We start from the raw sequence: 12,519 nt of genomic DNA, 5'->3' as shown, positions 1-12,519 counted from the left end.
TTCTTTTTTTATTGCTCATTATCTTGGAAGAAAGGAAGGCGAATCGTGAAGGTCGTACCTTTATTTGGCTCACTTGTTGCAGTAATTGTCCCATCGTGATATTCAATCAGTTGCTTCACAATCGACAGCCCGATACCTGATTCACCAAAAGCAGTATTCGTCCGTGACATATCTGCTTTGAAAAATCTTTCCCAAATTTGCTCTAATTCTTCTGTGTTCATGCCGATTCCCGTATCAGTAATCGTCAAGACAGACTCTTTATAATCTTGCGTACCAGTTAAAGTAATCTGACCATTTTCCGTAAACTGTACACTGTTTTTGACAATATTGATAAATACTTGTGTTAACCGATCATAGTCTGCATAAATAGCCATATCTTTATCAATAGCGACCGTAATCGTGTTGCCTTTTTCGCTAGCTACGTAATCAAGTTGCTCTTTAATTAACTCAAGGAATTCCTTGCCATTAAAGCGTGTTTTTTGAAGTTTGATTTTATTACTACGGATTTTTTCATAATCTAAATTTTCGTTGACTAATTTGGTTAATCGCCTAGCTTCAGTATCAATGAGCGCGATACAACGGTCGGTTTCACTCTTTGGAATAATATCATTGACTAATCCTTCTGTGAGGCCGCTAATCGTTGTGAGTGGGGTGCGCATCTCATGGGAGACATCCGCGATAAATTGACGACGCCGTTTTTCTTGACGCTCAATTTCTTCTTGGGATGTTTCAAGTGTTTGCGTCATTTTATTGAAATCGATAGAAAGCGCGCCGATTTCATCGAAGTTATTTTCTTTTAGTCTGGCTTTGTAATTGCCTTGAATAACGTCTTTGGTGGCAGCTCGCAATTTATTAATCCGATTGACTTGCAGCTTGGATAAAATCGCACTAAGAATAAGTGCCACTGTGATGGAAAGTAAAATAGTATAGAACATATAACGATTAATTGTACCAACGACTTGCTGCGTACCACTAATCGGCGAATTCAGCACAATAGAACCGACAAATTTGCTGCCATCCATAATCGGTACATACACAATCGTCATTTCTCTATTAAAACGATTATCAATCTTTTTACTTACCGTTTCGCCACTTTCTAATTTTTTCTTATCATCAGCTGAAATAGAAAAATCCTTAGGTAATGGCTGATTTAGCTGGGTTGGATAAATCGTCTCATCATCCGCATTTTTGATGGTATAATGGATTTTTTTCACATCTAATGTTCGTTGATACGTATTCAAAACTTGCATCGTAGCATCTTGCGGCGAATGACGAATATCCATCGAAATCGTCTCCCCATAACTCGTTAAATCATTTACTTGGCTTTGATAAAAATAATCTTTTAAAGAGTGGGAGACAAGTAGCCCAATCATAATACAAGCAATAAGCAAAATGATAAATTGCGTAAAAAATAGTTGATAGGCATATTTAAATTTCATTCGCTTCATTCCGTTTCATCAAATTTGTAGCCGACACCCCAAACAGTGTGTAAAAACGGCTTTGTTTCCGTGGCGATTTTTTGGCGTAACCGTTTGATATGAACATCCACCGTACGCTCATCCCCGTAAAATTGGTAGCCCCAAACTTGTTCTAGCAGCTGCTCTCTCGAGAAAACTTGGCGCGGATGTTGCATTAAGAAATAAAGTAAATCAAATTCTTTTGGCGTCAGCGCATCAAGTAATTCACCTTGATAAAATATTTCGCGCGTCCGTTTACTAATTTTGAAATAAGTTGTTTCGAGGATATCTTCATTATTTTCTGCAGGAGTTGCACTGTTTTTGCGACGGGTAACAGCTTTGATTCGCGCCATTAAAGTCAGTGGGCTGAATGGTTTCGTTACATAATCATCCGCGCCCATTTCAAGACCAAGCACTTGGTCTGATTCCGATTCCTTCGCCGTTAAAATAATAATCGGCACATCGCTCACTTCACGGATTTTGCGACAAATAGTCATTCCGTCCATATTTGGAAGCATTAAATCAATAATCGCAATATCAAAATCATCTTTAAAAAACGTTTCATAACCAAGTTTGCCGTCATGAACAAACGTTGCATCAATTTCTTCTTTCATAAAGAACATTTCTATCATTTCGCATACACTTACATTATCTTCTATCATAAGTAATTTCATCTTTTGTACTCACTCCTCTTACATTAAAACTAGCCTAATTAGACCCAATAATCAAGCTTAATTATTTTTTTCGCGAAAGTTTAAAATATGCATCATAGTTTGTTCATACTTTCTTCATAACTGCCCAGTAATCTTAGTGGAGTAGAAACCGAATGGAGGAAAACACATGAATTTTTTTAAGAGGGCATGGCTCAGCATGAAAGCAAGAAAAGGAAGATCTGTTTTACAACTAATTATTTTCACAGTTGTCTGTGTACTTATTTTATCAGGCTTTACTATTCAATCTGCCGCAGATAAAGCGAGCGAATTAGCCAGAGAACAACTTGGCGGAACGGTGACACTTACCGTTGATCGCGAAAAACAAATGCAAGCGATGCGAGAAGAGGCTTCAAGTAGTGACAGTAGCTCGACCGAAGCAAAACCAAAATTCGAGAGCAGTCCAATCAATGTTAGTGATGCTAACGATTTAGCTAAATTAGATCATGTAGCAAGCTATAATTATTATTCCAGCACACAAGCTTTAGCATCCGGATTTGATCCAATTGAATCTTCCGGCGATACTTCTTCAAGCGATGATTCGTCCACGACAACTCAAACACAAGGACCAGGTGGTGGCCAAGGTGGACCACAAATGGTAGATGCGGATTTAAGCATTAGTGGCTTACTAGATTCCGCAACAAGCACTGATTTTGAGGCAGGAACAAGCGAACTAACTAGCGGTGTAGCCATTACTTCCGCTGACAAAGACAAAAATGTCGCAATGGTAGAAGAAAATTTAGCAGAAGAAAATGACTGGAAAGTGGGCGATTCGTTCACCGTTACTTCTAGCGATGGCAATACAAAAGTAACATTAAAAATCGTCGGCATTTATAAAACGACTGATGCAGGAAGTGACATGGCGCAAAACTTCTCTTTCCTAAATCCTTATAACAAAGTATACGTTCCTTATACAGTAGCCAATACAATTAAAGGTTCTGATTATAAAAGCACTGTAGATTCCGCAGTTTATACAATGGATGATGCAGCGAACATTTCTGCTTTTGAGAAAGAAGCGAAAAAAGTCGACAGCATTGATTGGGACACATTTAAATTAGATGCGAATGACACACTTTACCAACAAATGATTGGACCAATCGACAGTGTAGCATCCTTCTCTAAAAATGTTGTTTATATTGTCAGCATTGCGGGAGCGCTTATCTTAGGACTTCTCGTAATGATGCAAGTACGCGATCGCAAATACGAAATGGGCGTACTTCTTGCTATCGGTGAAAAACGTGGCAAATTAATCGCGCAATTCTTTGTTGAAATTTTAATCGTCGCACTGATTTCCTTTGGCTTAGCTGCGGCAAGTAGTCATTATGTTGCGCAATTAGCTGGAAATCAATTACTAGAACAACAAAATTCATCAACAACCGAAACGAGTACGACAGAAAATCGCGGACCAGGCGGTAGTGGCCAAGGTGGACCGGGTGGATTCGCAGGCAGCGTAAGTAACTTGACGAAAAATACCGAACAAATCAAAGAGCTAGACATTCAAGTAACATTAGAAGATATGCTGAAAATGGGTGGAATTGGAATTGGCATCGCCTTTATCTCGGTTCTTTTACCGGCAGCACTCGTTCTTCGTATGAATCCAAAAACAATTCTAACTAAACAGGAGTAGGTGACGATATGACCAAAGTATTGACGTTTGAAAATATTTCTTATTGGTATAAAACGAAAGATGAGTCCATTTTAAGTGATATTAATTATGATTTTGAAGCTGGTGTTTTTTACACAGTAGTAGGTAGTTCCGGTTCGGGGAAAACTACTTTTTTATCTCTTGCAGGAGGGCTTGATACGCAAAAAGAAGGTGATATCTTCTATAAAGGAAGTTCACTCAAAAGCATCGGTCTACAACAATTTAGAAATAAATATGTCTCGATTGTATTCCAAAGCTATAATTTATTAACGTACATGACAGCTCTTCAAAATGTTACGACAGCAATGGAAATAACGCATGTTAATCAGCCGGATAAAAAAGCTTTTGCGTTAAGTATGCTAGAAAAAGTCGGTATTACAGAAGAAATGGCACGCCAAAAAGTTCTCACACTAAGCGGTGGTCAACAACAGCGGGTTTCGATAGCTCGAGCACTCTGCTGTGAAACAGAATTAATCGTTGCCGATGAACCAACTGGTAACTTAGATGAGCGTACTAGTAAAGAGGTCGTTACTTTATTCCAAGATTTAGCCCACAAAGAAGGCAAGTGCGTAATCATGGTAACACACGACCCAGAAATTGCAAAAGTATCCGATGTAAAACTAACCCTTAAAAATGGTAATTTTGTAGAAAAGAAACAATCAACGAATAGTCTAATAAACAGTTGACATTTAGCCATCCGTTCTTTATAATTTAGGTTATTGTTGAATAAAAGTTGATACATGATAGGAATATGATTTTGGTTTCCACGTGATTAGAGAGTTTTCCCTTGGCTGGAAGGAAAACCACGCTTGCACCAAAATTGCTCTCCCATTAGATGATCCGTCTTATCCACGTTAACAGATAACTGAAGAGGTAATGATACAAAGTCTATATCATTGCAAGCAGGGTGGTACCGCGATTTCACCAAAATCGTCCCTGTGAGCAATCATATGGGCTTTTTTTGTTGTAAAAACCAAAAGGAGGAAATAAAAAATGAAACAATTATCAAGTGCAGAAGTAAGACAGCTGTTTTTAGATTTCTTTAAAGAAAAAGGGCATACGATTGAACCAAGCGCACCACTTGTACCAAATAACGACCCAACCATTCTTTGGATTAACAGCGGAGTAGCAACAATGAAAAAATACTTCGATGGTTCAGTTATTCCAGACAACCCAAGAATGGCTAACGCACAAAAATCTATCCGTACAAACGACATCGAAAACGTTGGTAAAACAGCGCGCCACCATACATTCTTTGAAATGCTAGGAAACTTTTCGATTGGCGATTATTTTAAAGAAGGCGCAATCCTATTTGCATGGGAATTCCTTACAAGCCCTAAATGGATTGGTTTTGACCCTGACAAATTATATGTAACGGTTTATCCAGAAGATGAAGAAGCAAAAACATTATGGCGCGAAAAAATTGGTTTAAGTGACGATCACATTGTCGAAATTGAAGATAATTTCTGGGATATCGGTATTGGACCAAGTGGCCCGGATAGCGAGATTTTTTACGACCGTGGACCTGCATTTGGCGACGATGCTAGCGATCCTGAACTTTATCCAGGCGGAGAAAACGAACGTTATTTAGAAATTTGGAACTTAGTATTTTCACAGTTCAACCACAATCCAGACGGTACTTACACACCACTTCCTAAACAAAATATTGATACAGGGATGGGTCTGGAACGGATGGTTTCTATCATCCAAGACGCACCAACAAACTTTGAAACAGATTTATTTATGCCAATTATTCGCGAAGTAGAACAAATTGCTGGCGTGAAATATGGTCAAAAACAAGAAAATGATGTGGCATTCAAAGTAATCGCCGACCACATTCGTACCGTTGCATTCGCAATTGGCGACGGAGCGCTACCATCAAACGAAGGGCGCGGATACATTTTGCGTCGTTTACTTCGTCGTGCTGTTCGTTACGCAAAAGTCCTAACAATCAATGAACCATTCATGTACAAATTAGTACCAGTTGTTGGGAAAATCATGAATAGTTTCTACCCAGAAGTAGAAAACCAAACAGACTTCATCCAAAAAGTGATTCGTACAGAAGAAGAACGCTTCCATGAAACATTAAATGAAGGCCTAGCAATTCTGGAAACTATCCTTAAAAATGCCAAAGAAACAAATGAACAAGTAATCAAAGGCGCGGACATTTTCAAATTGTATGATACATTCGGTTTCCCTGTGGAATTAACAGAAGAATACGCAGAAGATCATGGTTTAAAAGTCGATCACGCTGGTTTTGAAGCAGAAATGAAAGAACAACGTGACCGTGCTCGTTCTGCAAGAGCAGACGTTAAATCCATGCAAGTCCAAGGCGAACTACTTGCTAATTTAACAGAGAAAAGTGAATTCGTTGGTTACAATACAACAGAACACGTTTCTGAAATCTTGTATTTAATCCAAGATGACACCCTTGTTGATGAAGTAGCAGCTGGAAGCGAAGCACAAGTTATCTTCAAAGAAACACCATTTTATGCAGAAAGCGGCGGACAAGTAGCAGACAAAGGAACCATCGAAAGCGAAACAGGCCTTGCTTATGTAGAGGATGTTCAAAAAGCACCAAACAAACAAAACTTGCACCGTATTTCCGTAAAAGAAGGCGTATTAAAAACAGGCGATACAGTGAAACTGGCTGTCGACAAAGTAAAACGCCGTGAAACAATCAAGAACCATACTGCAACCCATCTATTACATCGTGCATTAAAAGATACATTAGGCGAGCACGTTAACCAAGCTGGCTCACTTGTTTCTCCAGATCGTTTACGTTTTGACTTCTCTCATTTTGGTCAAATTACCGAAGAAGAATTAACGAAAATGGAAGAAATCGTTAATGAAAAAATCTGGGAACAAATCAGTGTTGTAATTGAAGAAATGCCAATCGCAGAAGCAAAAGAACTTGGCGCTATGGCATTATTTGGCGAAAAATACGGCGATGTTGTTCGTGTCGTTCAAGTAGGCAAATATAGTATCGAACTTTGTGGTGGTGTCCACGTCCGTAATACTGCAGATATCGGCCTGTTCAAAATCGTATCCGAAACAGGTATCGGAGCGGGAACTAGACGTATCGAAGCTGTGACAGGAAAAGAAGCATATCGCTTTGTAACAGAACAAGAAAATACCTTAAAACACGCAGCAAATCTACTTAAAACAACAACTAAAGAAACACCACAAAAAGTAGAACAATTACAAGCTGATTTACGTGAAGTAAAACGTGAAAACGAATCCTTATTAAGCAAATTAGCGAGTGCAGCAAGTGCTGATATTTTTGAATCACCAGAAGAAATTGGCGGCGTTAAAGTAATTGCTAAACAAGTAAACGCCAAAGATATGAACCAATTACGTCAGTTTGTTGATAACTGGAAAGATAAAAAAATCGGTGGTGTCCTTGTTTTAGGAGCTGTTCAAGGAGATAAAGTCAACCTAATTTCTGCGGTTTCCGAAGATGCAATCAAAGCAGGCTACCACGCAGGTAAACTACTGAAAGAAGTCGCAACACGCTGCGGCGGAAATGGCGGCGGGCGTCCTGATATGGCACAAGCTGGTGGTAAAAATCCAGCAGAACTAGGAACGGCCCTTGATTACGTTTCCACATGGGTAAAAGAACAACAAGCATAAATTTCATCAAAGTGCCTCATTTTTCTTTGTTATTTTTGTTCACATAGTGTAAAATGAAAAGAGATACATGAAGGAATGAGGTGCTTCGATTATGGATTCAAAAGATCAAACAATGTTTTACAACTTCGGCGATGATTCAATTGAGGAAGATGTAAAAAAATTAATGAAACAAGTCTACGTTGCTCTTGAAGAAAAAGGCTATAACCCCGTAAATCAAATCGTTGGCTATTTACTTTCAGGCGATCCTGCTTATATTCCGCGTCACAAGGATGCTAGAAGTATGATACGTCGTTTAGAACGAGATGAAATTATCGAGGAACTTGTCAAAGCGTATCTGAAAAATAACGAAATTGGTGAGAAATGAGAATAATGGGTTTAGATGTCGGCTCTAAAACAGTTGGCGTAGCGATAAGTGATCCACTAGGTTGGACCGCGCAAGGTGTAGAAACAATTCAGATTGACGAGAATAGAAAGCAATTCGGCTATGACCGCGTAAAAGAGCTTGTGCTTGAATACGAAGTGGAGAAAGTCGTAGTTGGTCTTCCTAAGAATATGAATAATACCATAGGACCTCGTGCTGAAAGTTCTAAAATATATGCTGAAGTACTTGAGGCGAGAATCGGTTTGCCCGTTGTACTTTGGGATGAACGCTTAACCACTTCTGCAGCAGAAAGAACTTTGATTGAAGCAGACGTTTCGCGTAAAAAACGAAAAGAAGTAATTGATAAGTTAGCTGCAGTAATGATTTTACAGTCCTATTTGGACACTACTAATTAATTTGAGGTGAATTTAATGGCAGAAGAACATAACCATAATCATGAAGAAGAAAATATTATTTGGATTACAAACGAAGAAGGAAAAGAAGAAGCTTTTGAAATTCTAATGAGCTTTGATTCCGAACACTTTGCTAAATCTTACGTTTTGTATTTCCCAGCTGGTAAAGGGGAAGACGAAGAAATCGAAATCCTTGCATCAAGCTACACGCAAGACGAAGACGGTAATCAAGGACACCTTCAACCTGTTGAAACAGACGAAGAGTGGGATAGAATTGAAGAAATGTTAGCAACTTTCTTAGCTGACGAAGACGAAGAATAAAAATTAAAAAAGCATGTCCTGACAACAACTGTCAAGACATGCTTTTTATTTTGCGTTTCTAGCACGTTTATTCCATATTTTGTAAGCAAGGTAGACAACGATGGCAATAACTAAAGCTAACATTAAATAGCTAATTGGTCGCGTATATTTTTCCACAACGCTCCAATTGGAACCTAATGAATAACCAAGCCATGTCAGAAAAATATTCCACGGAATACAACCTAAAATCGTATAGATAATAAATTTCCATACATTCATTTTCGCAATACCGGCTGGTAATGAAATAAACGTTCGAATAACCGGTAATACGCGCCCGAAGAACACAGCCCGTGCTCCGTAACGGCCAAACCAAAGTTCTGCTTTATCTAGATGTTTTACGTTCAAGAAAATGTATTTCCCGTATTTTAAAACAAGTGCTCTGCCTCCGAATTTACCTATGTAATAAGCAATCAGTGAACCTACTAGATTACCGGAAATCCCAGCAAATACAACAAGCCAAAAGTTGAGTTTTCCAGCCTCGGCCATAAATCCACCGAATAGCATAATCACTTCACTTGGGAGTGGAATACAAACACTTTCAATCAGCATTCCAAGGAAAATACCCCAGTGGCCAAGCGAATCGACTAACCACATCGTGAAATCTTGCAAACTTTGTATTAATGTATGTAACATCCAAAAGACTCCTTCAATATTTAATTAATTGGCAGAAGCAAGTCTTTGACTGATTCTGTCTTGTTCGTTAAATCACGCTATTTATTATACCGAAAAAACATAAAAACGTCACTTTTTAAGAAAATTTTCCTTATTGAATAGCATTTTTTTTAGATAATCGGTATAATAGATTAGAATTGTTTTCAATGAAATGAGGTCTAAAATGAAGAATACAAAAGGTAAGAAAATTACAATTATTATTTCTGTTATTATTTTAATTTTAGTGATTGCAACTTTTTCAGGTTATTATTATGTAAAATCACAACTAGAACCAAAAGATGAAGCAAGCAAAGAGAAAATCGTCGTAGAAATCCCTGCAGGATCTAGCATTTCTGATATTTCTACCATTTTAGAAGATAAAAACGTCATTAATAATGCTTCTATTTTCTCGTTTTATGTAAAATATAATAATGATACGAATTTAAAAGCTGGAAATTATGAATTCAGCCCAGCCATGAACACAGATCAAATTGTCAAAAAAATGCAAGAAGGTAAAACAGTGGCTCCAGCGAAATTAGTCATTCCAGAAGGCTACACACTGGATCAAATTGCGGATAGAATCGTCGCCTACCAACCAAAACTAAAAAAAGCGGATGTGCTTAAAACGATGGATGATCCGACATTTGTTGCGTCCATGATAAAAGCATATCCAGACACCGTAACCAATGATGTCTTAAACAAATCTATCAAACATCCATTAGAAGGTTATTTATATCCAGCAACGTACACCTTCAAAGGAACAGATGTATCTGCTGAAGAAATCATAACTGAAATGGTCAAAGCGACAGATGTGAACATTGGTAAATACCGTGCAGAACTAACCAAACAAAAAATGTCCGTCCACAAGTTCCTAACTATGTCTTCTATTATCGAAAAAGAAGCAACGGAAAATGTCGATCGCAAAATGATTGCGAGCGTATTCTACAACCGCTTAGCAAAAGATATGCGCCTGCAAACCGACCCAACCGTTCTTTATGCGCTAGGTGAACACAAAAGCAAAACAACCTATAAAGATTTAGAAGTCGAGTCACCGTATAACACTTACAAAAACAACGGATTGCCACCAGGTCCAATTTCCAATAGTGGCGACTCTTCGATGGAAGCCGCGCTTTATCCAGAAAAAAGCGACTACCTATACTTCTTAGCAAACACAAAAACAGGGAAAGTTTATTTCTCAAAAACATTAGAAGAGCATAATAAATTAAAAGAAGAGCATATTACGAAAAATAATTAAAACACCCACTTGTCAGAAGCATGTTTCGCATGTTTTTGGCAGGTGCTTTGTTTGTTAAAAGATAGGGGATCCTAGCAGTGAATGATATTATTCATGATTATTTATTAAAACATATTCCTAAGAGCACGCCTTTTTTTGAAGAGTTAGAGGCCTATGCCGCGGCCAATGAAGTGCCAATTATGGAGCCAGATTCTTTATATTGCTTATTACAGATTTTAGATATTCAAAAGCCAAAACGTATATTAGAGCTTGGAACAGCAATTGGCTACTCCGCTTTAAAAATGGCAGATCAACTTCCTGAAGCAGAAATCATTACTGTTGAGCGCGACGAAGCACGATACAAACAAGCTGTACATAATATTCAACGTTACGGAGCATCTGACAGAGTAAAACCATTATTAACGGATGCCATCGAGGGTTCAGAAGAAATTTTAGCTCATGGTCCATTTGATGCCATCTTTATCGATGCAGCAAAAGCGCAATATGAGAAATTTTTCCATATTTATACAGGATCGTTAGCTGAAAATGGAGTTATTTATAGTGACAATGTTCTTTTTAAAGGATTAGCACTTGATATGTCGCCCGAAAAACAACGTAAATTACGAGTTGCTAGAAAAATGCGTAATTTTAATGATTTCTTAGTGACACATCCTGATTTCGACACAACTACCATTCCACTAGGGGACGGTTTATCTATTTCCAAAAGAAAGAAAACTGGAGGCGTATCATGACAAAAAAACCAATTGTAGTCGGCGTAACTGGCGGTTCAGGTTCAGGTAAGACTAGCGTCACAAAAGCGATTTGCGACCATTTTAGCGGTCACTCGATTTTGATGATTGCCCAAGACGTCTATTATCACGACCAAGCAAACATTAGTTTTGAAGATAGACTAAAAGTGAACTATGATCATCCGTTAGCTTTTGATACCGATTTGCTCATTTCGCATATTGCGGCGCTACGTCGTTATGAAACAATCGAAAAACCAATTTACGACTATGCCAAATATACACGAAAAGAAGAAGTAGAAATCCAGGAACCACGGGAAGTAATCATTTTAGAAGGTATCTTAATTTTAGAAGATAAACGACTTAGAGACTTAATGGATATCAAGGTGTATGTCGATACAGATGATGATATTCGTTTTATTCGCCGGCTGTTACGCGATATGAAAGAACGTGGCCGGACGATGGATTCTGTAATCGAGCAATACCTTTCTGTTGTTAAACCGATGCATAATGAATTCATTGAGCCAACGAAAAAATTTGCCGATATTATCATCCCAGAAGGCGGCGAGAACCACGTAGCAATCGATTTAATGACAACAAAAATTGAATCAATCTTGCAAAAACATGTATAAACAACAGGTATCACTTGTCAAATAGAGAAAATTAAGGTAAAATTTTCCTAGTAAAAAGAGAGACAATTGCTTGCTATTTCTAGCGTGGCATGTTAATCTTTCACACGAGTAGTAATATTTTTGATGAAGGTGCGGAGCGATATCTCCGTGCTTTTCTATACAATAATGAACAAACAAAAGGAGCGAAATCGATTGGCGACAGAAAAAGTATTTCCAATGACCCTAGATGGGAAAGCAAAGTTAGAAAATGAATTACAAGAACTTAAAACAGTAAAACGGAAAGAAGTAGTAGAACGGATTAAAATTGCCCGCAGTTTTGGTGATTTATCTGAGAACTCCGAGTACGATTCCGCAAAAGACGAACAAGCTTTTGTTGAAGGTCGTATCACTACGATTGAAAATATGATTCGTAACGCACAAATCATTGATGCTGCAGAAGCACATAATGGTTTAGTAACACTAGGAAACACAGTTACTTTCATCGAATTACCAGACGGAGAAGAAGAAACTTACACAATCGTAGGTAGCGCAGAAGCAGATCCGTTTGAAGGTAAAATTTCCAATGATTCTCCAATTGCCAAAGGTTTACTTGGCCATAAAGAAGGGGAAGAAGTAACTATCCAAACACCAGCTGGTGACATGAGCGTTAAAATCGAAAAAATCACAGCATCTTAATT

13 protein-coding genes are annotated in these 12,519 nt (G+C 38.1%); 10 read left to right on the top strand and 3 right to left on the bottom strand.

Features of this window, described 5'->3' with window-relative positions; all coding sequences use genetic code 11:
• Nucleotides 1-8: 8 nt before the first annotated feature.
• Nucleotides 9-1,448, bottom strand: coding sequence for a two component system sensor histidine kinase PieS (pieS, locus tag HCB49_RS06090; protein ID WP_185604373.1), 1,440 nt, complete (start codon nucleotides 1,446-1,448; stop codon nucleotides 9-11).
• Nucleotides 1,445-2,131, bottom strand: a complete 687-nt coding sequence (gene pieR, locus HCB49_RS06085; RefSeq protein WP_185479864.1) for a two component system response regulator PieR — start codon at nucleotides 2,129-2,131, stop codon at nucleotides 1,445-1,447. The genes pieS and pieR overlap by 4 nt, the downstream gene beginning before the upstream one ends.
• A 166-nt stretch (nucleotides 2,132-2,297) precedes the next feature.
• On the opposite strand from pieR, the gene HCB49_RS06080 reads away from it, so the two are divergent.
• The 6 genes from HCB49_RS06080 to HCB49_RS06055 all read left to right on the top strand — a co-directional run bounded on the left by HCB49_RS06080 (nucleotide 2,298) and on the right by HCB49_RS06055 (nucleotide 8,540).
• Nucleotides 2,298-3,794 (top strand): ABC transporter permease, encoded by a 1,497-nt coding sequence (locus tag HCB49_RS06080; RefSeq protein WP_185604372.1) that lies wholly within the window; start codon nucleotides 2,298-2,300, stop codon nucleotides 3,792-3,794.
• 8 nt (nucleotides 3,795-3,802) lie between these two features.
• On the top strand, nucleotides 3,803-4,498 hold the full coding sequence (locus HCB49_RS06075) for an ABC transporter ATP-binding protein (protein ID WP_185604371.1): 696 nt from the start codon (nucleotides 3,803-3,805) through the stop codon (nucleotides 4,496-4,498).
• Nucleotides 4,499-4,805: 307 nt separating this feature from the next.
• Nucleotides 4,806-7,445, top strand: coding sequence for an alanine--tRNA ligase (alaS, locus tag HCB49_RS06070; protein WP_185604370.1), 2,640 nt, complete (start codon nucleotides 4,806-4,808; stop codon nucleotides 7,443-7,445).
• 91 nt (nucleotides 7,446-7,536) lie between these two features.
• Nucleotides 7,537-7,809: an IreB family regulatory phosphoprotein ReoM gene (reoM, locus tag HCB49_RS06065; RefSeq protein WP_003719797.1), complete on the top strand. Its 273-nt coding sequence runs from the start codon at nucleotides 7,537-7,539 to the stop codon at nucleotides 7,807-7,809.
• Nucleotides 7,806-8,222 (top strand): Holliday junction resolvase RuvX, encoded by a 417-nt coding sequence (ruvX, locus tag HCB49_RS06060; RefSeq protein WP_003730148.1) that lies wholly within the window; start codon nucleotides 7,806-7,808, stop codon nucleotides 8,220-8,222. Before reoM ends, ruvX begins: the two co-directional genes overlap by 4 nt.
• Nucleotides 8,223-8,237: 15 nt before the next feature.
• Nucleotides 8,238-8,540 (top strand): DUF1292 domain-containing protein, encoded by a 303-nt coding sequence (locus tag HCB49_RS06055; RefSeq protein ID WP_003730147.1) that lies wholly within the window; start codon nucleotides 8,238-8,240, stop codon nucleotides 8,538-8,540.
• 45 nt (nucleotides 8,541-8,585) lie between these two features.
• Here HCB49_RS06055 and HCB49_RS06050 read toward each other — a convergent pair whose 3' ends face one another.
• Complete coding sequence (locus HCB49_RS06050) at nucleotides 8,586-9,212, bottom strand: DedA family protein (protein WP_003730146.1); 627 nt, start codon at nucleotides 9,210-9,212, stop codon at nucleotides 8,586-8,588.
• A 202-nt stretch (nucleotides 9,213-9,414) separates the two neighbouring features.
• Between HCB49_RS06050 and mltG the strand changes: the two genes are divergently transcribed.
• The 4 genes from mltG (at nucleotide 9,415) to greA (ending at nucleotide 12,517) form a co-directional block, all read left to right on the top strand.
• Nucleotides 9,415-10,485, top strand: a complete 1,071-nt coding sequence (gene mltG, locus HCB49_RS06045) for an endolytic transglycosylase MltG (protein ID WP_185479869.1) — start codon at nucleotides 9,415-9,417, stop codon at nucleotides 10,483-10,485.
• 77 nt (nucleotides 10,486-10,562) lie between these two features.
• The gene (locus tag HCB49_RS06040) at nucleotides 10,563-11,216 is read left to right on the top strand and encodes an O-methyltransferase (protein ID WP_185604369.1); all 654 of its coding nucleotides are present in this window, start codon (nucleotides 10,563-10,565) and stop codon (nucleotides 11,214-11,216) included.
• On the top strand, nucleotides 11,213-11,842 hold the full coding sequence (gene udk / locus HCB49_RS06035; protein WP_003747779.1) for a uridine kinase: 630 nt from the start codon (nucleotides 11,213-11,215) through the stop codon (nucleotides 11,840-11,842). Before HCB49_RS06040 ends, udk begins: the two co-directional genes overlap by 4 nt.
• Nucleotides 11,843-12,034: 192 nt before the next feature.
• Nucleotides 12,035-12,517, top strand: coding sequence for a transcription elongation factor GreA (greA, locus tag HCB49_RS06030; RefSeq protein ID WP_003722004.1), 483 nt, complete (start codon nucleotides 12,035-12,037; stop codon nucleotides 12,515-12,517).
• Nucleotides 12,518-12,519: the final 2 nt, after the last annotated feature.

This window comes from Listeria cossartiae subsp. cayugensis, from assembly GCF_014229095.1.
Lineage (GTDB): Bacteria > Bacillota > Bacilli > Lactobacillales > Listeriaceae > Listeria > Listeria cayugensis.
Note: the sequence above shows the minus strand (reverse complement) of the source record. Positions and strands in the feature narration are given on the sequence as shown.

Excerpts from the sequence above, each read along its gene's own strand:
- mltG (WP_185479869.1), top strand. The coding sequence starts at position 9,415 with ATGAAGAATACAAAAGGTAAGAAAATTACAATTATTATTTCTGTTATT.
- reoM (WP_003719797.1), top strand. The coding sequence starts at position 7,537 with ATGGATTCAAAAGATCAAACAATGTTTTACAACTTCGGCGATGATTCA.
- pieS (WP_185604373.1), bottom strand. The coding sequence starts at position 1,448 with ATGAAGCGAATGAAATTTAAATATGCCTATCAACTATTTTTTACGCAA.
- HCB49_RS06050 (WP_003730146.1), bottom strand. The coding sequence starts at position 9,212 with ATGTTACATACATTAATACAAAGTTTGCAAGATTTCACGATGTGGTTA.
- pieR (WP_185479864.1), bottom strand. The coding sequence starts at position 2,131 with ATGAAATTACTTATGATAGAAGATAATGTAAGTGTATGCGAAATGATA.
- HCB49_RS06075 (WP_185604371.1), top strand. The coding sequence starts at position 3,803 with ATGACCAAAGTATTGACGTTTGAAAATATTTCTTATTGGTATAAAACG.
- HCB49_RS06055 (WP_003730147.1), top strand. The coding sequence starts at position 8,238 with ATGGCAGAAGAACATAACCATAATCATGAAGAAGAAAATATTATTTGG.
- ruvX (WP_003730148.1), top strand. The coding sequence starts at position 7,806 with ATGAGAATAATGGGTTTAGATGTCGGCTCTAAAACAGTTGGCGTAGCG.
- HCB49_RS06080 (WP_185604372.1), top strand. The coding sequence starts at position 2,298 with ATGAATTTTTTTAAGAGGGCATGGCTCAGCATGAAAGCAAGAAAAGGA.
- udk (WP_003747779.1), top strand. The coding sequence starts at position 11,213 with ATGACAAAAAAACCAATTGTAGTCGGCGTAACTGGCGGTTCAGGTTCA.
- alaS (WP_185604370.1), top strand. The coding sequence starts at position 4,806 with ATGAAACAATTATCAAGTGCAGAAGTAAGACAGCTGTTTTTAGATTTC.